General features: G+C 68.2%; 22 protein-coding genes. 14 read left to right on the forward strand and 8 right to left on the reverse strand.

Annotated features, from left to right (window positions below; translation table 11 throughout):
- Positions 1–29: 29 nt before the first annotated feature.
- Positions 30–2,252: an ATP-binding SpoIIE family protein phosphatase gene (locus Q9G87_RS05535; RefSeq protein WP_305915065.1), complete on the forward strand. Its 2,223-nt coding sequence runs from the start codon at positions 30–32 to the stop codon at positions 2,250–2,252.
- A 16-nt stretch (positions 2,253–2,268) separates the two neighbouring features.
- Complete coding sequence (locus Q9G87_RS05540) at positions 2,269–3,045, forward strand: alpha/beta fold hydrolase (RefSeq protein WP_305915066.1); 777 nt, start codon at positions 2,269–2,271, stop codon at positions 3,043–3,045.
- Here Q9G87_RS05540 and Q9G87_RS05545 read toward each other — a convergent pair.
- Positions 3,040–3,396, reverse strand: a complete 357-nt coding sequence (locus Q9G87_RS05545; protein WP_305915067.1) for a MarR family winged helix-turn-helix transcriptional regulator — start codon at positions 3,394–3,396, stop codon at positions 3,040–3,042. The genes Q9G87_RS05540 and Q9G87_RS05545 overlap by 6 nt on opposite strands.
- A 20-nt stretch (positions 3,397–3,416) precedes the next feature.
- On the opposite strand from Q9G87_RS05545, the gene Q9G87_RS05550 reads away from it, so the two are divergent.
- On the forward strand, positions 3,417–3,848 hold the full coding sequence (locus Q9G87_RS05550) for a MarR family winged helix-turn-helix transcriptional regulator (RefSeq protein ID WP_305915068.1): 432 nt from the start codon (positions 3,417–3,419) through the stop codon (positions 3,846–3,848).
- On the opposite strand, the gene Q9G87_RS05555 is transcribed toward Q9G87_RS05550, so the two are convergent.
- Positions 3,845–4,006, reverse strand: a complete 162-nt coding sequence (locus tag Q9G87_RS05555) for a hypothetical protein (RefSeq protein ID WP_165977497.1) — start codon at positions 4,004–4,006, stop codon at positions 3,845–3,847. The two genes, Q9G87_RS05550 and Q9G87_RS05555, sit on opposite strands and share 4 nt — an antisense overlap.
- 44 nt (positions 4,007–4,050) lie before the next feature.
- Positions 4,051–5,196, reverse strand: a complete 1,146-nt coding sequence (locus Q9G87_RS05560) for an acyl-CoA dehydrogenase family protein (protein ID WP_305915069.1) — start codon at positions 5,194–5,196, stop codon at positions 4,051–4,053.
- 140 nt (positions 5,197–5,336) lie between these two features.
- Between Q9G87_RS05560 and Q9G87_RS05565 the strand changes: the two genes are divergently transcribed.
- Both Q9G87_RS05565 and Q9G87_RS05570 read left to right on the forward strand, forming a co-directional pair.
- On the forward strand, positions 5,337–6,767 hold the full coding sequence (locus Q9G87_RS05565; protein WP_305915070.1) for a hypothetical protein: 1,431 nt from the start codon (positions 5,337–5,339) through the stop codon (positions 6,765–6,767).
- Entirely contained in the window at positions 6,767–7,552 is a 786-nt protein-coding gene (locus Q9G87_RS05570) for a class F sortase (RefSeq protein ID WP_305915071.1), read from the forward strand. Before Q9G87_RS05565 ends, Q9G87_RS05570 begins: the two co-directional genes overlap by 1 nt.
- A gap of 253 nt (positions 7,553–7,805) precedes the next feature.
- On the opposite strand, the gene Q9G87_RS05575 is transcribed toward Q9G87_RS05570, so the two are convergent.
- Positions 7,806–8,102 carry a hypothetical protein gene (locus Q9G87_RS05575; RefSeq protein WP_305915072.1) on the reverse strand — a complete coding sequence of 99 codons (297 nt, stop codon included), beginning with the start codon at positions 8,100–8,102 and terminating at the stop codon, positions 7,806–7,808.
- Here Q9G87_RS05575 and Q9G87_RS05580 point away from each other — a divergent pair.
- The 4 genes from Q9G87_RS05580 (at position 8,089) to Q9G87_RS05595 (ending at position 11,200) form a co-directional block, all read left to right on the forward strand.
- Positions 8,089–8,532 carry a hypothetical protein gene (locus tag Q9G87_RS05580; protein ID WP_305915073.1) on the forward strand — a complete coding sequence of 148 codons (444 nt, stop codon included), beginning with the start codon at positions 8,089–8,091 and terminating at the stop codon, positions 8,530–8,532. The two genes, Q9G87_RS05575 and Q9G87_RS05580, sit on opposite strands and share 14 nt — an antisense overlap.
- A gap of 5 nt (positions 8,533–8,537) precedes the next feature.
- A complete protein-coding gene (locus tag Q9G87_RS05585; protein WP_305915074.1) occupies positions 8,538–9,305 on the forward strand; it encodes a class F sortase in 768 nt (255 codons plus the stop codon).
- A gap of 23 nt (positions 9,306–9,328) precedes the next feature.
- Positions 9,329–9,982: a hypothetical protein gene (locus Q9G87_RS05590; protein WP_305915075.1), complete on the forward strand. Its 654-nt coding sequence runs from the start codon at positions 9,329–9,331 to the stop codon at positions 9,980–9,982.
- A gap of 72 nt (positions 9,983–10,054) precedes the next feature.
- Complete coding sequence (locus Q9G87_RS05595) at positions 10,055–11,200, forward strand: acetyl-CoA C-acetyltransferase (protein ID WP_305915076.1); 1,146 nt, start codon at positions 10,055–10,057, stop codon at positions 11,198–11,200.
- 74 nt (positions 11,201–11,274) lie between these two features.
- Here the strand turns inward: Q9G87_RS05595 and Q9G87_RS05600 are convergent, their stop codons facing one another.
- From Q9G87_RS05600 to Q9G87_RS05610, 3 genes are all read right to left on the reverse strand, one after another.
- Positions 11,275–11,415, reverse strand: coding sequence for a hypothetical protein (locus tag Q9G87_RS05600; protein WP_305915077.1), 141 nt, complete (start codon positions 11,413–11,415; stop codon positions 11,275–11,277).
- A gap of 170 nt (positions 11,416–11,585) precedes the next feature.
- Positions 11,586–13,034 carry a serine hydrolase domain-containing protein gene (locus Q9G87_RS05605; RefSeq protein WP_305915078.1) on the reverse strand — a complete coding sequence of 483 codons (1,449 nt, stop codon included), beginning with the start codon at positions 13,032–13,034 and terminating at the stop codon, positions 11,586–11,588.
- A 69-nt stretch (positions 13,035–13,103) separates the two neighbouring features.
- On the reverse strand, positions 13,104–13,574 hold the full coding sequence (locus Q9G87_RS05610) for an Lrp/AsnC family transcriptional regulator (RefSeq protein ID WP_305915079.1): 471 nt from the start codon (positions 13,572–13,574) through the stop codon (positions 13,104–13,106).
- 93 nt (positions 13,575–13,667) lie between these two features.
- Here Q9G87_RS05610 and Q9G87_RS05615 point away from each other — a divergent pair, with 93 nt between their 5' ends.
- The 5 genes from Q9G87_RS05615 to Q9G87_RS05635 all read left to right on the forward strand — a co-directional run bounded on the left by Q9G87_RS05615 (position 13,668) and on the right by Q9G87_RS05635 (position 20,109).
- Positions 13,668–14,882, forward strand: a complete 1,215-nt coding sequence (locus Q9G87_RS05615; protein ID WP_305915080.1) for an APC family permease — start codon at positions 13,668–13,670, stop codon at positions 14,880–14,882.
- 70 nt (positions 14,883–14,952) lie between these two features.
- Positions 14,953–16,824, forward strand: a complete 1,872-nt coding sequence (locus Q9G87_RS05620; RefSeq protein ID WP_305915081.1) for an acyl-CoA dehydrogenase family protein — start codon at positions 14,953–14,955, stop codon at positions 16,822–16,824.
- A gap of 200 nt (positions 16,825–17,024) precedes the next feature.
- Entirely contained in the window at positions 17,025–18,278 is a 1,254-nt protein-coding gene (locus tag Q9G87_RS05625; protein ID WP_305915138.1) for an extracellular solute-binding protein, read from the forward strand.
- A 59-nt stretch (positions 18,279–18,337) separates the two neighbouring features.
- Positions 18,338–19,222, forward strand: a complete 885-nt coding sequence (locus Q9G87_RS05630; protein WP_305915082.1) for a carbohydrate ABC transporter permease — start codon at positions 18,338–18,340, stop codon at positions 19,220–19,222.
- Positions 19,222–20,109, forward strand: coding sequence for a carbohydrate ABC transporter permease (locus Q9G87_RS05635; RefSeq protein WP_305915083.1), 888 nt, complete (start codon positions 19,222–19,224; stop codon positions 20,107–20,109). The genes Q9G87_RS05630 and Q9G87_RS05635 overlap by 1 nt, the downstream gene beginning before the upstream one ends.
- A 27-nt stretch (positions 20,110–20,136) precedes the next feature.
- Here Q9G87_RS05635 and Q9G87_RS05640 read toward each other — a convergent pair whose 3' ends face one another.
- Positions 20,137–20,874: a class I SAM-dependent methyltransferase gene (locus tag Q9G87_RS05640; RefSeq protein ID WP_305915084.1), complete on the reverse strand. Its 738-nt coding sequence runs from the start codon at positions 20,872–20,874 to the stop codon at positions 20,137–20,139.
- Between the last annotated feature and the right edge of the window lie 120 nt (positions 20,875–20,994).

The following is a 20,994-nucleotide window of genomic DNA, read 5'->3' on the forward strand; positions in this document are numbered from 1 at the left end:
TGCTCGCCACCCCGAGGAGTGGTCTCCGGATGAAGCGTTGGGGGGATCTGTCACAAGATGCGGCTGATCACCTTGCTGCCGGATCCGTGCTAGACCATGCGGAAATGGCGGTGGTCGTCACCGACCGTTTCAGCAACCTCCTCTATTGGAACCCGTTCGCCGAGAAGCTGTTCGGCCGTCCGGACAGCGCCCCTTCGAGGGGAACGTCCGTCCTGTCCCTCGGGATCATGGAGAAGGACCACCCCCTGGCGATCGAGCTGGCCAAGCACGTGCTCAAGGGCGGCGTGTGGGAGGGCACGTTCGACGTCAAGCGCGGCGACGGCACCATCGTCTACGTCCGCGCCCAGGCTGTGCCGTTGCGCCACCCGGGGGGCTCGGTGACGGGCATCGTCATCATGGCCCGCGAGGCGCTGCGGAGCAACGAGCGGGAGAAGGACCGTTTCGGGCTGCTCGAGCGCATCGGCGAGCGGCTGGCCGGCTCGCTCTATGTCGAGGAGACGCTCAAGCGCGTCGCCGAGATGCTCGTCCCGCAGTTCGCCGACCACTGCTTCATCGAGCTGATGGAGGGTGACCGGCTCGTCCGCCGGGTCTCACAACACGTGCAGGGGTGGACGCCCCCGTCGGGAACATGGAAGCCGGTGGGCGCGGAGATCCGCTACCCCTCCGGCCACTACGCGGACACGGCGCTGCGCCGTCAGGAGACCATCCTCGTCGAGGACTTCTCCTCCAGCAGCTACCCGGCCCCCCATGAGGACAGCGCGCGGCTATGCGGCGAGATCGGCATGACCTCGGCCATCGTCGCCCCCTTGCTGGTGCGCGGTGAGACCCTCGGCTTGATGTACCTCAGCCTGTCCAACCTCACCGACCGCCGCAGCCCCCACTACGACGCCTTCGACCGCGACTTCGTGGGCGCCATCGCCACCAGGGTCGCGCTCGCGATCGACAACGCGCTGCTGTTCGAGGAGGAGCGGCACACGGCGGAGTCGTTCCAGAAATACCTGCTGCCCCGGGCGCTGCCGCAGCTCGACGGCCTGGAGATCGCGGTGCGCTACTACCCGGCCGCGCCGCTCGCCTCCCACGGGCAGGGCATCCAGACGCAGGTCGGCGGCGACTGGTATGACGTGATCCCGCTGTCCGCCGGCCGCGTCGGCATCGTGATCGGCGACGTCGAGGGCCGGGGCGCCAAGGCGGCGGCCATCATGGGACAGCTCCGGGCCGCGCTGCGGGCCTTCGCCCAGGACGACAAGTCGCCCGCCGACATCCTGGCCAGGCTCGACGAGTGGACCCGCATCATCGCCACCCCCGAGCAGGACGACAACGGCGCCGACGTCAGCATCCCGCCCATCGTGACCTGCCAATACCTCGTCTACGACGCCTGGTCCAGGCAGCTGGCCTTCGCCAACGCGGGCCACGCCCCGCCGCTGCTGCTGGTCGACGGCCAGTGCGTCGAGCTGGACATCGAGGAGGTCGGCCAGCCGCTCGGCGTCCGCGCCAAGGGCATGCACGCCGACCTGGTCTACAAGGAGGAGACCCGCACGCTGCCGCCGGGCGCGGCGCTGCTCCTCTACACCGACGGCCTGGTCGACCGCCGTCCCGGCCGCGACGGCAGGATGCCGAGCGAGGAGGAGACGCTCGGCGTGCTCTGCGACAAGCTCGCCAAGATGGCCGACGCCGACGTCGAGCGCATCGCCGACGTCGCCACGGTCGCGGTGCCCGGCGAGATCGACGACGACATGGCGATCCTGGTCGTGCGCTCCAGCGACGTGGATCTCGACGTCGAGGAGCGCACGTTCCCCGCCCAGCCGATCATGGTCGGCGAGGCGCGCCGGATGGCCTCGGAGGCGTTCGCCGGCTGGAACGTACCCGAGGAGCGGGCCGAGCTGGCCTGCCTGCTGGTCTCCGAAGTCGTGACGAACGTGGTCCTGCACGCCGCCAGCGCCAGCGTGCCGCGCAGGGAGCTGGTCGTGGAGGGGCCGCCGCTGCCGTTCGAGGAGTCCTGGGACATGCCGGGCTTCGAGGACGAAGTGGTCGGCGAGAAGGAGTTCACGCTGCGGCTGCGCAGGGGCGAGGAGTCGGTCTGGGTCGAGGTCTTCGACCAGGACCTGCGCCTGCCGCGGATCCGCAGCGCGGGGGAGAACGACGAGGGCGGGCGCGGCCTCTACCTCGTCGACCAGCTGGCCAGACGCTGGGGCTCGCGACCCACCAGGGAAGGCAAAGCGGTCTGGTTCGAGATTCCCACGCGCGGCAGGTGAATGATTCACTGGCCGTATGGAGCTGGCCTTCGAACGGCGGGGCAGCGGTCCGTCGCTGATCCTCCTCCACGGCATCGGCCACCACTGGCAGGCCTGGTCGCCGGTGCTGGATCGCCTGGCCGCCTCCAGGACCGTGATCGCGATCGACCTGCCCGGGTTCGGGGCGTCGCCGGGGCTGCCTGACGGCACCCCCTACACCGCCGAGTCGCTGGCCGATGCGGTTGAGTCGTTCTGCGCGCTGCTGGGCGTGCGCGAGCCGCACGTGGCGGGCAACTCGCTCGGCGGTTACATCGCGCTGGAGCTGGCCTCGCGCGGCGTCGTACGCACGGCGACCGCGTTGTCGCCGGCCGGCTTCTGGTCTCGTGCCGAGCTGCTCTACTGCCGGACCGTGCTGCGCGCGCTGCGGGCCACCGCCCGTGCGATGCCGCCCGAGCAGGCCGTCAGGACGGCCGAGAGCCCGTTCCTGCGCGCCCTGTCCACGGGCGTGCTGGTCGCGCACCCGTCCCGGATGGAGCCGGCCGCGCTGATCGCGGCCACGCGGGCGCTGGCCGCCTCGACCGGCTTCGAGGAGACGCTGGAGTCGTTCGCCGGGGTGATGCCGCCTGCGCCGCCCAAGACGCCGATCACGATCGCGTGGGGCGAGCACGACCGCCTGCTGCCGTGCCGCCAGGCGGTGCGTGCGGCGCGGTGGTCAGGGCAGCGGGTCAAGCTGCTGAAGGGCTGCGGGCACGTGCCGATGAGCGACGACCCGGACCTCGTGGCCCGCGTCCTCCTGGAGGCCTCGGCTTCATGAAGCCGTGAGATTGGCGGCCATGCGACGCAGCACGTCCACGGTCACCTGATAGTCCTCCGGGGTCACACCCGCGCCCACCCGCTGCCTGAACCCACGCACCCGCTCGGCGATCTCCGCGTGCGCGGCCCTGCCGGCCTCGGTGATCCGGCCGTCCACCAGCCACCCGCGCGCGGTGAGCCGCTCCACGGCCTCACCCACCCCGGGGAACGGCGCCAGCTCCTCCGGCCGGGCGTCATGAGCGACGGTGTTGAGCACCTGCCACTCGCGCCGCGACATCTGCAGCGCGTCGTCCATGGCGCTCTCCAGCACCATATCCAGATTCTTCACCCAGTAGCCGATGTGCTTCTCCATGCATGTACGATAGCAACTATATGCATAAAGACAAGGAAAATGCCGGGCTCCGCGCGATCGAGCAGTCGATGGTCGCCATCAGGCGCAGGCAGAGCAGGCGGGTGCTGGCGAATGCGCAGGGCGCCGGGCCCGAATACGACGTGCTCGACGTGATCGAGGCCGCCCGCGAGCCCGTCACCGTGACCGCGGTCGCGCAGGCGTTGAGCGTGGACCAGCCGCGGGCGAGCCGGCTGGTGGCCGCGGCCGTGGAGGCGGGCCTGGTCAGGCGCGAGGCCGATCAGACGGACGGCCGCAGGTCGTGCCTGGTGCTGACGGACGAGGGGAGCGCCGCGCTCGAACAGGCGCATCGCGCCAGGCAAGCGGCGTTCGCGACGGCGATGGAGGGCTGGTCGGCGGCCGAGCGTGCCGAGTTCGCCCGGCTGCTCACCCGCTTCGTCGAAGCGCTCGCCTAGACCTTCGTCTGGCCCCAGACCAGCAGCATGGCGATGATGAACACGATCATCACGCCGGCATAGCCCACGGGACCCAGGCGGAACGCCCGGCGCACACGATTGAGCCCCCAAGCGACGAGCAACGCCAGGAAGACCAGGAGGATCAGGCCGCCGTCCATGCTGTCCAGTATGCGGCGTCGGACGGCGGCCCGCGCGTCAGGTGCTAAAACCCGAATGACCGGCCGATGATCTCCTTCATGATCTCGGTCGTGCCGCCGTAAATGGTTTGGACGCGGCTGTCCAGCCACGCCTTCGCGACCGGGTATTCGGTCATATATCCGTATCCGCCGTGGAGCTGGACGCAGCGGTCGATGACCTTGTTCTGCAACTCGGTCGTCCACCACTTGGCCTTGGCCGCGTCCACCGCCGTGAGCTGCTTGGCGTTGAGCGCCAGGATGCACTTGTCGACGTAGTGGCGGGCGATCTCGGTCTCGGTGGCCAGCTCGGCCAGGACGAACCGGGTGTTCTGGAACGAGCCGATGCTGCGGCCGAAGGCCTGGCGGGTCTTGCAGTATTCGATGGTCTGCCCCAGCACGGCCTCCGCCGCGGCCACCGCGGCCACCGCGATCGACAGGCGTTCCTGGGGCAGGTTGTGCATGAGCTGGAAGAATCCCTCGCCGTCGTTCGGGCCGAGGCGGTTGGCGACGGGCACGCGGACGTTCTCGAAGAACAGCTCGGCGGTGTCCTGCGCCTTCATGCCGACCTTCTCGAGGTTGCGCCCCCGGCTGAACCCCTCCATGCCCCGCTCCACGACGATCAGCGTCGTCCCCCTGGCGCCCGCCTCCGGATCGGTCTTGGCCACCACGACCACGAGGTCGGCGTTGATGCCGTTGGTGATGAACGTCTTCTGCCCGTTGACGACGTAGTGGTCGCCTTCGCGGACGGCAGTGGTCCTGATGCCCTGCAGGTCGCTGCCCGCGCCCGGCTCGCTCATTGCGATCGCGGTGATCAGCTCGCCGCTGGCGAAGCCGGGCAGCCACCGCTGCTTCTGCTCGTCATTGGTGAGATCGACCACGTACGGGGCCATGACGTCGTTGTGCAACGAGAAGCCGAGCCCGGTCGCGCCGTGCCGCATGATCTCCTCGACGATCACAGCGTTGTACCGGAAATCCGTGACGCCGGCGCCGCCGTACTCCTCGGGGACCGAGAACCCGAACATGCCCAGCTCTCCGGCCTTCTTCCACACCTCGCGCGGAACGATGCCGTCCTTCTCCCACTGCGCGTGGTGCGGCACCACTTCGCGGGCCATGAACTCGCGCACCGTGTCCCTGAACAGCAGATGTTCCTCGTCGAAGAGGTCTCTTTCCATCCTCGCCTCCCGAACAGAATTCTGGTGCTGGACACGTCTTCATCACAAGTGCAGGAAGATGCCTCATTAGGCATGTGTTGCGGGTGTTTTCAACCCTAAGATCTACCCTCGGTCTATTTCGTGGGTGATCGGAGTCTTCCGTGAGTCGGTGGCGCAAGGCGTGGATCGCCGCATCGGTCGGTTCCGTGGCGGCGTTAGGCGTAGTGGTGTTGCCCAACCTGCCCGCATCGGCGGCGCCGGCCGATCTCGAGGTCGAGTACATCTGTACGGAGACCGGTACGAGCAGCATTGTTCGGAACGGTCCGGTGAAGTTGACCACCTACCTCACCTTCGAGACGGATCTCGTGGTCGGCGGGCCCCTCAACTACTCCTGGAAGCTGGAGTACACCGGCGACGGCAGCACGTTCCAGTCGCCTGGCTACTTCGGACCTGGCGGACAGGTGCATGCCATCGGAAACCTCGAGCTCAAGAGCGACTGGCAGGGCATCCTCCAGCCCAGGGGCAGCGCCGAGCCTGAGAAGGAGCTGCGCCCCGACGCCCCCCTCGGCCTGCCTCCGATGCTGAACGACCCCGGCCTGATCAACAGGACGGGCACCATCAGGATCACCCCGAAGGACATCGACCTCGACTTTACTCCGCCGGACAACAGCGTGGTCATCAACGACGGTGACGATGCCGACAATCCGAGCGACATGATGATCGTCTACAACGGCACGTGGGTGCCGCGGGACGACCTCCCGTCCTCCGAGCACCACGTGCACAACGACCTGCACGAGACCACCCAGCTGGGCGCCTCCGCCGAGTTGACCTTCGTCGGCACGAGCGTGAAGTACATCGGGCCGACGGACAAGGACTCGGGACCCGTCAACATCTACATCGACGGCAGCAAGCGGGCCACGGTCGATCCTTCGCGCGACGCCAACGACGATCCGGTCAATGATGACCTTGAGGGCGGCAAAGTGCTGTGGGAGTCGCCCACGCCGCTGAAATACGGCAAGCACACCATCAAGGTCGAGAACGCCTCGACCAGTTCGGCCAAGCCGATGTGGCTGGACGCGTTCGAGGTCTCGACCGCCACGGCTCAGAACCCGACCGGTTTCCACAGCGCGAAGTGCACGCCCGCCAGCCCTCCCGGGTCGATCGTGGTGACCGTCGGGGGCGGGCCGAGCAGCACGCCCCCGACGACTCCGCCCCCCACGTCACCAACGAACACGCCGCCGACCAACCCCACGAGCACGGGGACGCCGGGCGTCAGCAACACGCCCACGAGCAACCCCACGTCGCAGGACATCCATCCCCCGATCGTGGCCGTCGTCCCCGGGGGGTTGAGCACCGCGACGCCGACCACCAGCACCACGACGTCCGTGTCCCCGACGGCGACGAAGTATGTGAGACCGCAGGTGGCCAAGACGCCCAAGGGCGGAGTGGAGACCGGTGAGGCGCCCGATCCGCCCGCGGACACGGGAGCGTACGGACTGATCGCGAGCGGATCCGCGATGATCATGGGCAGTGCGGCCGGAGGCCTGCTGTTGTGGCGCCGCCGCGCCGTGCACGCCGGAGGTGTGAAGTAATGACCGAGCAGCAGCAGAAGTCGCCGCTCAACAAGGCGGTGCCCGGCCTGCTCATCGCCGGCTCGCTGGCCGGTGTGGGCGCCGTCATGGTGGGTCTGCTCTCGCTGGCGCCCGCGGTGGACGACGGCTCCGGACCCGGCGTCGCTGCCATGGACGAGCCGTCCACCGTGCAGATCGAGAACGCGGGCGCGTTCGTGCTGCCGCCGACCGTCGGCCCTGGCGGTCCGTCCGGCCTTACCCCGGCCCGCCTCGACGCCCCGCCGCCGCTCGCCGCCGTGCCGACTGTGGCTCCGATCCCGGTGCCCAAGACCAAGGTCGCCAAGGCCAAGGCCAAGCCGGCTCGCATCAAGATCCCCAAGATCAAGGTGAACGCGCCGGTGGGACCGGTCACGGTGGACATCAAGGGCAACCTCGGCACCCCGCCGCTGACCAAGCAGAACCAGACCGGCTGGTACCGCTTCTCGCCGGTCCCCGGCGAGGCCGGGCCTTCGATCATCAACGGGCACGTCAGCACCCGCAAGGGTCCTGCTGTTTTCGCCCGGCTGTCGGAGTTGGCCAAGGGTGACCACATCTACGTGTACCGGTCGGACGGCAAGGTCACGCGGTACACGGTGAGCGGCATCGAGCAGGTGAGCAAGTCGACGTTCCCGACCAAGCGCGTGTACGGCAACACCAGCGGGGCCCAGCTCAGGCTCGTCACCTGTGGCGGTGTCTTCAACAAGGGGGCGCACAGCTACCAGGACAACATCATCGTGTACGCGACGTTGTCCAAGAAGAAGGGGTGACCGAGGTAGCTGTGGCCGATTTGGCGGTTTACCGGAAGTTGACAGGGACAGTTCGTAAGATCTCAACCTAACCGTGACAAACGGCTGGGATTCTGGCACGACTGTTGATACTGCGCTGAATGGAGATGGAAGTGCAGACGTCCAAGGCGAGGCGCCGCCTCGCCCTCAAGACATCCGCTATGGCCGTCCTAGGCGCAGGGATCTTTGGTGGGCTACCCGTGGTGGCTGCTATTGCGGCCCCGGTCCCCGTGGTCTACTCCTGCACGGGTTCAGACGGGGCCGCGGCGGCGACCGTGACCTTCTCCATGGAGGTGAAGACTCCGGCCGCGCAGCCGAGCCCCAGCTCCACAGCGACCCTCACGTGGGAAATCATCCAGCCGTCGACCGGTGCCTTGACGGCAGCGGCCTCGATCAGTCCGAGCAGCACCGTGGCGGCGTCGGGAACCGTCAGCCCCAGCGGGTCACCGGTGCCTTCGACGCAGGTTGTGGCGACCGGTGCCGTCGCACCCGCGACAGGGATCAGCCAGGGCGCTCCCGTGCCGATCCCCACGATGACCATGGTGGTCACGCCGACCGCGAGCGGGACGGTGGTTTTCAAGGGCGGCGGCTTCGCGCTTCAGGTCGGTGGTGGCAGCTACAACTGCCAGCCGACAGCCTCCGGCTCCGGCCCTGCCGCCACCCTGGTAGTGGGGACCGGCAGCACCGCCACCGGCACGAATAGCCCGACCACCTCGAACACGCCGACCACGACCCCGACCACGAGCACCCCCAAGCCCACCAAGACCAGCACCGCGACGGTGACCGTCACCCCGCCCGAGAAGACTGAAAAGTCCAAGACCCCCAAGGAAGGGGCGGACACCGGGGCCGGTGGCGAGATGGGGCCTGATGGGCGGATGTTCATCCTGACCGGCACCGCGCTGATCGCGGCCGCGACGGTGGGCGGGCTGTTCATGCGTCGCCGTAACGCCACCCGGGGCTGACCGCAGTGTCCGGCTACTACCCGTACGGTGGCGGCGGGGCGGCACCGCCGCCTCCGCCCGAGCACAAGGGCAGCACGGCGCTCAGGACCGTGCTGATCGTGGCCGCCATCGCCGGCGTCGCGACCGTGGTGGCCGGGCTGCTGATCGTGCTCCGTTCCCCGGACGAGTACGGCCTCGCGTCGAACAACAGGGACAGCCTGGCGCTGCCGTCGCAGCCGAACCAGAGCGGCAAGCCGGAGCAGGCGCTGTTCCAGGCGGCGCCGGACGTGCCGCCGCCCCTGCCGCAGATCAACCCGGCGCCGCCGATGATGCCGTCCACCCCTGTCCGGATCGTGGTCAAGCGTCTGGGGATCAACGCGCCGATCAGGTCCGTGGGCCTGGCCAAGGACGGCACGATCCAGGTGCCGCCGCCGGACAACCCCAACCTGGTGGGCTGGTATCGGAACATGTCCACCCCGGGTGAGGCGGGTCCTGCCGTGCTGCTCGGACACAAGGACACCAGGACGCGCAGTGCGGTGTTCAGCGCGTTGTTCCAGATCAAGAACGGTGACATCATCGAGGTCAAGCGCCAGGACAGGACCACGGCGGTCTTCACCGTCGGCGGCGTGGAGCAGGCGAACAAGAAGACGTTCCCGACCCAGCGGGTCTACGGGCCGCAGGACAACGCCCAGCTTCACCTGATCACCTGCGGCGGGACCTACGATCGGCGTACCGGGCACTACACCGACAACATCATCGTCTACGCGACGATGACAAGCTCCTATCGAAGCTGAGCGCGGAGGCGGGCATGGGCTGGATGGCGAAGCGGAGACTGCGTACTGGTCCCACGGCGGCGCTGCCGGCCAAACCTGATCCGGCCGAGCTGCTGCGCATCGTCCAGCTCGCCGACCCAGGGGCCAGGAAGGACGGCGACGACATCGTGGCCACCGACGTCCGAGTGAGCGCTGCCGTGGAGGCGGACGCCGACCTGGCGGGCGGTGAGCTGGAGAAGGTCTGGGCGGTGCGGGTGGCCGCCGAAGGGCCTTTGCCGCTGGACTTCTTCGACCGCTACCTGGCCGAGGGCATCGCGTTCAGGCTCAAGGGGCTCGCGGTCTGCCGGGGTGAGGTGAGCGACCCGTCCGATGAGGAGAAGACGGGGCCCGCGGTCATCCTCCCGGTCCGTCCGACCGCCGAGGAGCTGGCGCCGCTGCTGGAGCCGCAGGAGGACGACGAGTTCACGTTCACCGCCGGCGACATCAAGGCCGTCCTGGTCCCGCAGAAGGGCCAGCCTCCGGCCGTGCAGGAGCTGCTGCCCTTCGCCACCGAGCTGACCGCGATCGAGCTGCGCGGCGACGAGCAGGTCAAGCTGGGGACGCTGGCGCTGGAGCTGTCCGAGGCGCTGAACGGGCTGGTCGTGGACCGGTGGCGGTTCCGGGTGGACACGGCGGAGGACCTTCTGCCTCCGGCGTGAGCAGCGGCCGAACGTCATTCTGTTGTACCCTGCCTCTAGTAACCGAATAATGCTCGGTTCTCAGGAGGCACCGTGGCAGAGGCGTACATCGTCGGGGCGGTCCGCACCCCGGTCGGCAAGAAGAAGGGCGGCCTTTCCACCGTCCACCCCACTGACCTGGCCGCTCACACGCTGAAGGCATTGATCGACCGCACCGGCGTCGACCCGGTGGCGGTCGAGGACGTCATCTTGGGGTGCGTCATGCAGTTCGGCCCCCAGAGCATGGACATCGCCCGCAACGCCTGGCTGTCGGCAGGGCTGCCGGAGACCACCGCAGGCGTCACGATCGACCGGCAGTGCGGGTCCTCGCAGCAGTCGATCCACTTCGCCGCCCAGGGCGTCATGTCCGGCACCCAGGACCTTGTCGTGGCCGGCGGCGTCGAGTCGATGAGCATCGTCCCCATGGGTTCCTCGATCACGGCCGCCCTGGAGAAGGGCATGCCGTTCCCGTTCGGCGAGAAATGGGTCGAGCGGTATGGCAAGCAGGAGATCTCGCAGTTCCGCGGCGCGGAGCTGATGTGCGAGAAGTGGGGCTACACGCGGGAGATGCTGGAGCAGTACGCGCTCGAGTCCCACCAGCGGGCCGCCAAGGCGATCGCGAACGGCCACTTCAAGGACCAGATCGAGCCCGTCAACGGCGTCGAGGACGACGAGGGCCCGCGCGCGGACACGACGCTGGAGAAAATGGCCTCGCTGAAGACGCTGAAGGAGGGCGGCCAGATCACCGCCGCCACCTCCTCGCAGATCTCCGACGGCTCCGGCGCGCTTCTGATCGCCTCCGAGCAGGCCGTCAAGGACCACGGGCTGACGCCCCGCGCCCGCATCCACCAACTCGCGCTCATGGGTGACGACCCCGTCTACATGCTGACCGCGCCGATCCCCGCCACGCGGCGGGCCCTGCAGAAGGCCGGCCTGTCGATCGACGACATCGACGTCGTGGAGATCAACGAGGCGTTCGCGCCGGTGCCGCTGGCCTGGACGCACGAGCTCGGCGCCGACCCCGCCAAGGTCAACCCCAACGGCGGAGCCATCGCACTCGGCCACCCGCTCGGGGGCACGGGCGCGATCCTCATGACCAAGCTCCTGCACGAGCTGGAGCGCACGGGCGGCCGCTATGGGCTGCAGACGATGTGCGAGGGCGGCGGCCAGGCCAACGTCACGATCATCGAAAGGCTGTAACGGGTTGCGAGCGCCGCCTCCGGGCGTAACGAGGGAGGCGGCGCTCGCCCTAACTACCCATCCTGGTAGTAGTCTCAGCGGCCCTTGGGCGGGATGCGCCGGGGCGGCGCGATCGGACGCTGCGGCATCCGGGGCATCTGCCGGCGTGCGGGCGGCATCTCCCGGCCGGGGAAGGCCGGGGTCTTCTTGCCCTTCTTGGCTGCGCGAACTCGCATAAGAGGCTCCTTTACGTAAGTCACAACGCGGCTCACTCGCGAACGAAGGCCGGTCGACATGCTCAGCTGCCGCGTCTGGATGGACGGACGGGACGGACTGACGCTGCGAATTACACGTAAAGGCGCATGTCCATGAAGGTACGGGGCATCCGGAACCCGCCGCAACCGAATTAATTCCGGCCGGGAACCGGTGCTCGAAGCGGGCCGGCAGGTGACGACGACCGACCAGGTCCGCCCCAGCGCAGTACACAAATCCTGACAGCGGCTACAAGCACGCCTGCGAGCGCCGTCACGAGCAACGTGATCGACATCGGCGCGGGGAAGTACGTGAGCTGCGCCCAGGTGACCGTGCGCCCGTTCATCAGGAAGGACAGAAGATCCGGGTACGCCGCCAGCACCGCCGCGGGCGCGATCATGGGGACCAGGCGCAGACCCGTCCGCCACCACGGCTTGCCCGTCCGCAAAGCGGCCCAGCGCCGGGCTCTGACCACCCCCACGGTCCCGAGGCCCAGCGCGACCAGCGCGATGACGCCCAGCACCAGCTCGAACAGGTGCCGGCCGCCTCCCGGCCGGTCCGGCGTCCGACCTTCGCTCATGGCCGTGAGCCCAAGCATGATGTCGTAGGTGTCGTCGTGCAGTGCCGCGCTGTTGGTCATGACGGCGATGCCGTAGCCGGTCTTGGGGGAGATTGCCTCGACGGCGGTGTAGGTGAACAGGTTGCCGGAATGCGTGAGCTGCCCGGTTTCCTGGTCCAAGCCCCAGCCCATGCCGTAGTCCCGGAGGTCGGTGGGCGTGTGCATGGTCTCCAGGCTCTGCCGCTTGACGAGGGGGTGGCCGTTCCCGGACTGGGCGATCAGCCATTTGCCCATGTCGGCGGCCGTGGTGATGACACCTCCCGAGCCGCTGTCGTTGAGGAAGGCGGGAAGCTCAGGGCGGGGGAGCCAGGCGCCGAAGATCGAGTTGTGGCCGTCGGCGGGCTTGACGACCTGATCGCTGACGGCGCTGGATTTCATGCCCAGCGGGCCGAAGACCCCCTCGCGCAAATAGTCGCCGAAGCCCTGGCCGCTGGCGGCCTCGACCAGCCGGGCAGCGAGGTTGTAGTTGACGTTGCAGTACTCCCAACGCGTGCCGGGGTCGGCACGTAGCCCGTCGTCGGCCAGGCGGGCGGTGTAATCGGCGAGAGAGGTGGAGCTGTCCAGCTCGCGGATGTCGACCGTGGTGTCCGACAGGCCGGAGGTCTGGTTCAGCAGGTGCCGCACGGTGATCCGGGCCGCACGCGGGTCGGTCATCCTGAAGCCCGGGAGCTGGGCGGCCACCGGCTCGTCCAGCTTGATCTTGCCGCGCTCCACGAGCGTCATGACCGCTATCGCGGTGAACGACTTGCTCACCGAGGCTACGCGCATCGGTGTGTTCGCGGTGACCGCGCGGCCCTGTGAGTCGTGGCCGTAGCCGGCCGCGTGGACGACCTTGCCGCCGTGCGTGACGACCACGGACACGCCCGGCAGACCGGTGGCCTCCAGCGCGTCACGCATGTAGGTGTCGATGGCGACCGGGGTCATCGCGGGTGTCGGGGCGGCGACGGCCGTGGCCGCGTACAGGGCGATCAGGAGGGATTTCACCCGAGAAACTTAGAAGGGGGCGGTTCCTCTCCGGATCCGCCGATTGTCCAGGACGGCCCCTGACGAAAGTCAGGTATCGCCCGGTGGCGGCAGGCGGGTCGGGACGGCCTTCTGGACCTGCTGGAAGACCACCGAGGTGCGGAAGCCGACGATCTCCTTGCGTTTGCTCAGCTTGTCCAGCAGGAACGCGTGCAGATGATCCAGGTCCTGGACGGCCACGTGCAGGAGGAAGTCGTCCCCGCCCGCGAGCACGAACACGCTGAGCACCTCGGGCATCTCGGCGGCCGACGACTTGAACGCGTTGATCACCGCCCGGCTGAGCGGCCGCACCTGGACCGAGACCATGGCCTGCACGCCGCGGTTGAGCGCGGCCGGGTCGATGTCGGCGTGGTAGCCGCGGATGACGCCGCGCCGGGTGAGCGACCTGACTCGCTCCAGGCAGGTCGAGGGCGCGATGCCGAGTTGCCGCGCCAGCTCCCGGTTGGACTGCCGAGCATCCGTTTGGAGCAACCGCACAATGGCCGAATCAAGTTCATCCATGGAGGGATATTCGCATGTCCGTCCGGTCGTACGTTCGGCAGGCAGCGGTGGTTCTCGTTCAGATGAGTAATTTCATGGGGTATGACACAACGGATGACCACCGGGCAAGGCATGGCGCTGCTGGTCGGGGCGGTGCTGGGGCCGGGGATGCTGGTGCTGCCGCATCTGGCGGCCGCCGCCGCGGGGCCCGCCTCCGTGCTGGCCTGGGCCGGGTTGCTGGTGCTGAGCGTCCCGGTCGCGCTGACCTTCGCCGCGCTCGGCGCGCGGTACCCGGACGGTGGCGGAGTGGCGAGCTTCGTCGGGCTCGCGTTCGGCCGGCGCGCCTCCGCCATGGCCGGCTGGTGGTTCTTCGGCGCCGTCCCCATCGGCACCGTCGCGGGCGCGCTCGTCGGCGGCCAGTACGTCGAGGCGTGCTTCGGCGTGGACGGCACCCTGGCCGCCTGGCTCATCATGATCGCCGCCTTCGCGGCCAACGCGGCGGGCCTGCGGACCTCGGGGCGGCTGCAGATCGTGTTCGTCGTGCTCCTGGTCGCGTTGCTGGCCGCCGCCGTGATCAGCGCGGCTCCGCACGCCGACCCGGCCAACTTCACCCCCTTCGCCCCGTACGGCTTCGCGGGCGTGGCCGGGGCGGCCGGCGTGCTCATGTTCGCCTTCGTCGGCTGGGAGGCGGCCAGCCACCTGTCGGCCGAGTTCGCCGATCGGACGAACGGCCTGATCAGGGCCACGGTGGTGACGCTCGCCGTGATCGCCGTCCTCTACCTGGGGGTGTCGGTCTCCTCCGTCGCCGTCCTGGGCGCGGACATGACCGAGGTGCCGCTGACCGCGATGCTGGAGCTGGGGATCGGTGCCGCGGCGCGGCCCGTGACCGGGGTGGTGGCCGTGCTGCTGACGTTCGGGGCGGTCAACACCTACATCGCCGGGGCCGCGCGGCTCGGGGCGGCCCTGGCAAGGGAGGGAGCGCTGCCCGGGTGGTTCGCCAAGGGTGGGGAGCCGGGAGGCACGCCGTACCGGAGTCTGGGGTTGCTGGCCGTGCTGTGCCTGCCCGTGCTGGTCTGGGCGGTGGATCTGGACCTGTTGATGCGGGCGACTTCGGCGTGCTTGGCCGCGGTCACGGCGGCGGGCGTGGTGGCGGCGGTGCGGATGTTGCCCGCCGGCCGGCACCGGAACACGGCCGTGGTCGGTGCTCTGATGTCGGTCGCATCGCTCACATTCTGCGGCGTCTACCTGGTGCTTCCCGCCGTCCTCGCCCTCGTGGCGACCATTGTGCCGGCGGCCGGTGCTCGCCGTCCGCTGAAAAAGGGCATATAAACGGCGACAGGCGCGCCGTTAGGCGGGGCACTACTCATAAGCACGGGACGGCGCAAAGTCGGGAGGTGCTATGACCGAGCACGCCAAGTACGCGGAGTCGAGGGCAGTCGGCGAGCAGGCCCGCGAGAAGGAGTGGGCCCTGCCGAGTTTCGCCAAGCAGTTGTTCCTTGGCGACTTCCGGCTGGATCTGGTGTATCCGGCGCCCAAGCTGCCCGACGAGGCGACCAAACGCGGCGAGGAGTTCGTCCGCGCGGTGCGCCGCTATCTCGACGCGCACGTCGATCCTGCGCTCATCGAGCGGACCGGGCAGGTGCCCGACGAGGTCGTCAAAGGGCTGGCCGGGCTCGGTGCGTTCGGGATCACGATCGGCGAGGAGTACGGCGGGCTCGGCCTGCCGTACCTGTACTACTGCCGGGCCCTCATGCTGGTGGGCTCGTACTCCCCGGCACTGGCGACGTTGTTGTCGGCGCACCAGTCGATCGGGGTGCCGCAGCCGCTGAAGTTGTTCGGCACGGAGGAACAGAAGCGAGAATTCCTGCCAAGGTGCGCGGCGGGCGAAATTTCGGCTTTCCTGCTGACGGAGCCGGACGTCGGCTCCGACCCGGCACGCCTGTCCACGACCGCCGTCCGCGACGGCGATGACTACGTGCTCGACGGCGTCAAGTTGTGGACGACCAACGGCGTCGTCGCCGACCTGCTCGTGGTCATGGCCAGGACCGGTAAGAAGATCAGTGCGTTCGTGGTCGAGGCCGACTCGCCGGGCATCATCGTCAAACGGCGCAACGGTTTCATGGGGCTGCGCGGGATCGAGAACGGTGTCACCGAGTTCGCCCAGGTGAGAGTGCCCGCGAAGAATCTGATCGGGCGTGAGGGCGATGGGCTGCGGATCGCGCTCACCACGCTGAACACCGGCCGCCTGTCGCTGCCCGCCACGTGCGCGGGGAATGCCAAGTGGGCGCTGAAGATCGCCCGCGAGTGGGGCAACGCGCGCGTGCAATGGGGACACAAGATCGGCACGCACGAGGCTGTGGCCACGAAGATCGCCTTCATCGCGGCCACCGCGTACGCGCTGGAAGCCGTCATGGAGCTCACCAGCCGCCTGGCCGACGACAAGCGCAACGACATCAGGATCGAGGCCGCGCTGAGCAAGCTCTACTCGACGGAGATGTCGTACCAGGCGCTCGACGAACTGGTCCAGATCAGGGGCGGGCGCGGCTACGAGACCGCCGAGTCGCTGGCCGCCCGCGGCGAGCGCGGCGTGCCCGCCGAGCAGATGCTCCGTGACTCGCGTATCAACCGCATCTTCGAGGGCTCCTCCGAGATCATGCGGCTGATGATCACCAGGGAGGCGGTGGACGCGCACCTGTCGGCGGCCGGGGAGCTGATCAACCCCGAGGCGTCCCGCCAGGAACGCACGCAGGCGCTCAAGCGGGCGAGCCGCTTCTATGCCAAGTGGTTGCCCACGCTGGTCGCCGGCACCGGCAACCTGCCCACCGCGTACGCCGACTTCGGCCCGCTGGCCGCGCATCTGCGTTTCGTGGAGCGGACCAGTAGGAAACTGGCCCGGTCCACCTTCTACGGCATGTCCCGCTGGCAGGGCAGGCTGGAGCACAAGCAGTCCTTCCTCGGCAGGATCGTGGACATCGGGGCCGAGCTGTTCGCCATGACCGCAGCCTGCATCAAGGCCGAGGAGGACGCCAAGGATCTGGGGCGCAGGCCGTACGAGCTGGCCGACACCTTCTGCCACCAGGCGCGACGCCGCGTGGATGCGTTGTTCGACCGGCTCTGGGACAACAGCGACGCCCACGACGCGCGGCTGGCTGGATACGTGCTGGAAGGCCGCTACGGCTTCGTCGAGGAAGGCATCCTCGACCCGTCCATCGAGGGGCCGTGGATCGGCGCGCCGGAGGGCGGGGAGAACGTCCGGAGGAAGATCCTCTGACGTCCGGTCTAGACCGGTTGTGAGCACTTACTGGTAAGAGTGTTTTCAAATCGAGACAAGCCGGTATAGACCGCCTCCTGAACGCTGGCTTACTCTGGCGCAAACGCGCGTCGCGCGTGCCCATCCCCCCAGGGCGGGGTCCGGTAGCTGGTACGGACCAGCGTCACCCGTCCGACGAGAAGGCGGTATCTCCAGTGAACATGAAGCTTGTGGGCGGCGCCGCTCTCGGCCTTGCCACGATGCTGGTCCTGTCCAGCTGCGGCTCCGGCGACGGCGGCGGCACCCAGGCATCGGGCGGCGGTCAGGTCACGCTCAAGATGGTCGCCGCGGACTACGGCGACGGACCCGGCAAGCCGAACTCGGGTGAGACGTTCTGGAAGGGCGTCGTGGACGAGTTCCAGGCCGCGAACCCGAACATCAAGGTCGAGGTCCAGGTCATCAACTGGAACGACATCGACAAGCAGGTCGCCACCATGGTCCAGAACGGCCAGGTGCCCGACATCCTGCAGACCGGCGACTACTCGGGCTTCGTCAAGGACGGCCTGCTCCACAAGGTGGACGAGGTCCTGTCCCCGAACGTCTCCGGCGACATGCTGCAGAAGTTCGCCGAGTTCGGCAAGGTGGACGGGGCCGCGTACGGCATCCCGTTCGTCTCCTCCGCCCGCGCGCTGTTCTACAACAAGGACCTGTTCACCAAGGCCGGCATCGCCGAGCCGCCGAAGACGTGGGACGAGCTCAAGGCCGCGGCCGAGAAGCTGAAGGCGGCCGGCGTGACGCAGCCGTTCGGCCTGCCGCTCGGCCAGGAGGAGGCCCAGGCCGAGTCGTTCCTGTGGATGCTCGGCAACGGCGGCGGCTACAAGGACGCCTCCGGCAAGTGGTCGATCAACTCGCCGCAGAACGTCGAGACCTTCACGTACATGAAGGGCCTGGTCGACGCCGGCCTGACCACCCCCAACCCGGGCACCAAGGACCGCAAGACGGTCTGGGAGGACTTCGGCGCCGGCAAGGTCGGCATGGTCAACGGCGGACCCATGTCCATCCCGATCTTCGACGCGGCCGGGCTGAAGAACTACGGCGTCGCGCCCATCCCCGGCAAGACCGGCCCCCTCGACACCACGCTCGGCGTCATGGACTGGATCATGGCGTTCAACAAGAACGGCCACGCCGCGGAGATCAAGAAGTTCTTCGACTTCTTCTACACCGGCAACGCCGCGACGAAGATCTCCGACACCTACAAGCTGCTGCCCGTCACCAACGGCGGCATCCAGAAGCTGTCGAGTGACGAGAAGCTCAAGCCGTTCCTGGACGCGCTGCCGAACGCCAGCTTCTACCCGTTCCAGGACCCCAAGTGGGCCGAGGTGAACCCGGCGATCAAGCAGACCATCGGCGGAGCCGTCAAGGAGGACCCGGCCAAGGTCCTCGGTGAGCTCCAGAAGGTCGCCGAGGCCGGTTGATCGGGGCGGATGGCCCAGCGTCTCCTCGCTGGGCCATCCCTTTCACGGAAGGCTTTGCATTGAGAAGGTTGCGCGCCCTGGAGCCCATCGCCTGGGTCGGGCCCGCCGTGGTGCTCATCGCGGTCGTCGTGCTCTGGCCCGTGATCGAGATGATCAGGTCGTCGTTCCTCAAGATCAGCCGGTTCGGCGTGGTCCAGGGCGGCAACGGGTTCGCCAACTACGAGAAGTTGTTCGGCGAGAAGGACTTCGCCGACATCATGGTCCGCAGCGTGATCTGGGTGGTCGCGGTCGTCGCGCTCACCGTGCTGATCTCGCTGGCCCTGGCTCAGCTGTTCAACCAGCGCTTCCCCGGTCGCAAGATCGCACGCTGGGCGCTGATCGCGCCGTGGGCGGCCTCGGTGCTGATGACGGCGATCATCTTCAAGTGGATGCTCGACCCCGAGGTCGGCGTGATCAACCAGATCCGGTTGAAGCTCGGGCTCATCGACGCCATGGGCGGGGCCGCGGCCGATCAGCTCGGTGACGCGTCCACCGCGATGCCGTGGCTGATCTTTGTGGCGGTCTTCGTGTCGGTGCCGTTCACCACGTACGCGTTGCTGGCTGGACTGGCGACGATTCCCTCCGACGTCTACGAGGCGGCCAGGATGGACGGGGCCGGACGGTTCCGTACGTACTGGTCGATCACGCTGCCGCTGCTCCGGCCCGCGCTCACCGTGGCGGCCCTCATCAACGTCATGAACGTCTTCAACAGCTTCCCGATCATCTGGGCGATGACGCACGGGCAGCCCGGCTACTCGACGGCCACCTCGACAATCCTCATGTACGTCCTGCAGGGCTCCGACATCGGGGAGGCGGCCGCCATGTCCGTCGTCAACTTCGGCATGGTGATCGTGCTGACCGTGATCTTCCTTCGGGTGTCCCGGTGGAACAAGGAGGTGGCGTGATGGCCGTCAACACGATCCCGCGGCAGGTCAGTCCGCACCACCACGCCCGGCCCCGGCGCACCGCGGCACGCAGCATGCCCCGGCTCAAGACCGTGATCGTCGCGGCGAGCGCGTACGTCATCGCGTTCGTCTTCCTGTTCCCGTACCTGGTGATGTTGCTCACCTCGCTGCGGGGCCAGGACTCGCTGCGTGACGTCACGTTCTGGCCCGAGGAGTGGATGTGGTCCAACCTCACCAACTTCTGGACCAGCGGGCTGGCCGGGAACCTCTGGGTCACGATCAAAGTGGCCGCCGGGTCGACGATCCTCGTGCTGCTGGTGGCGTTGCCGGCGGCGTACTACTCGGCCAGGCACAACTTCAGGGGGCGCACCGCGTTCCTGGTCCTGGTGCTGGTCACCCAGATGTTCCAGCCCACGGCCATGCTGGTGGGCATCCGCCGCGAGTTCTTCGAGTTCGGGCTGGTGGACTCGATTTGGTCGCTGATCCTCGTCAACGGCGGGTTCAACCTGGCGTTCGCGGTGTGGATCCTGAACGCGTACTTCGCCTCGATCCCGCGCGAGCTGGAGGAGGCCGCGTTCATCGACGGGAACGGGCGCTTCGGCGCGTTGTTCAGGATCACGTTGCCGCTGGCCATGCCGGGCGTCATCACCGCGCTGATCTTCACGTTCATCGCGGCGTGGAACGAGTTCGTGGTCGCGTTGACGCTGGCCACGACGCCCGCGAACCAGCCGCTGACCGTGGCGCTGAACTCGTTCATCGGGCAATACCAGGTGGACTGGCAGAACCTGTTCGCCGGCTCCGTGATCGCCACCATCCCGGTGATCATCCTGTTCGCGCTGATCGAGCGGAAGGTGGTGGGCGGGCTGACCGCCGGCTCCATCAAGTGAAGCCCAGGGGGAGTCTCCCCCTGGGATTTACTTCTGCGGCACCCGGGCCACGCAGAACACCGTCTGGCCGAACGGCGGACGGACGAACCGCTCGATCAGGCGGGTCAGCGGGACCACCGTCCGGTCGTAGATCTTGACCAGCCGCGGGTCCGGGTAGCCCACGCCGCCCCGGCGCACCGCCGCCCACCAGGCGATGCCGCCCAGGAAGTTGATCGGCTTGAGCACTTCGACGTCCAGGCCCGCCTTGGCGACCGCCGAGGCCAGCGTCTTGGGCGTGTAGCGCTGGACGTGGCCGACCTTGCGGTCGAAGTCTCCATAAAGCTGCATGTAGCCGGGCACCCAGATGATGATCCGGCCGCCGGGCAGCGTGACCCGGGCCAGCGAGCGCAGCGCCCCGGCGTCGTCCTCGATGTGCTCCAGCACGTTCATCATGACGACGGTGTCGACCTTGTCCTCGAGCGGGATGTCGGTCGGCAGGCCGAACTGCAGGACGTCGATCTCGTCGCGGCCCTCGAAGCGCTTCTTCAACTGCTCGACGCAGTAGGGGTCGAAGTCGCTCACGACCAGCCGGTCGAGGCGCGGCAGGAACTGCTCGGCGAAGTGGCCCAGCCCCGAGCCGATCTCCAGCATGGAGCGGCCGACATGCGGGGCGACCATGTCGAACTCGTACTGCCGATAGTTCTTGGCCTCGTCCCCACCTAGGTGGTTCTCCAGGGCCTCGTCACCGGCCGCCGGTTGTACTACACGGTCATACCCAGAAGACATAGTCCCGTTCCTTCTAGGGGGCACACGGATTGCCCGAGTCTAATGCCCCTGTCGGCGGTGGGGGTCACGCGATCTGCGAAACGCCCTTCCCCGCGGACCCCTCCATGCGATGGAATCTGA

Source organism: Nonomuraea turcica, assembly GCF_030718205.1.
In the GTDB taxonomy this organism is placed as follows: domain Bacteria; phylum Actinomycetota; class Actinomycetes; order Streptosporangiales; family Streptosporangiaceae; genus Nonomuraea.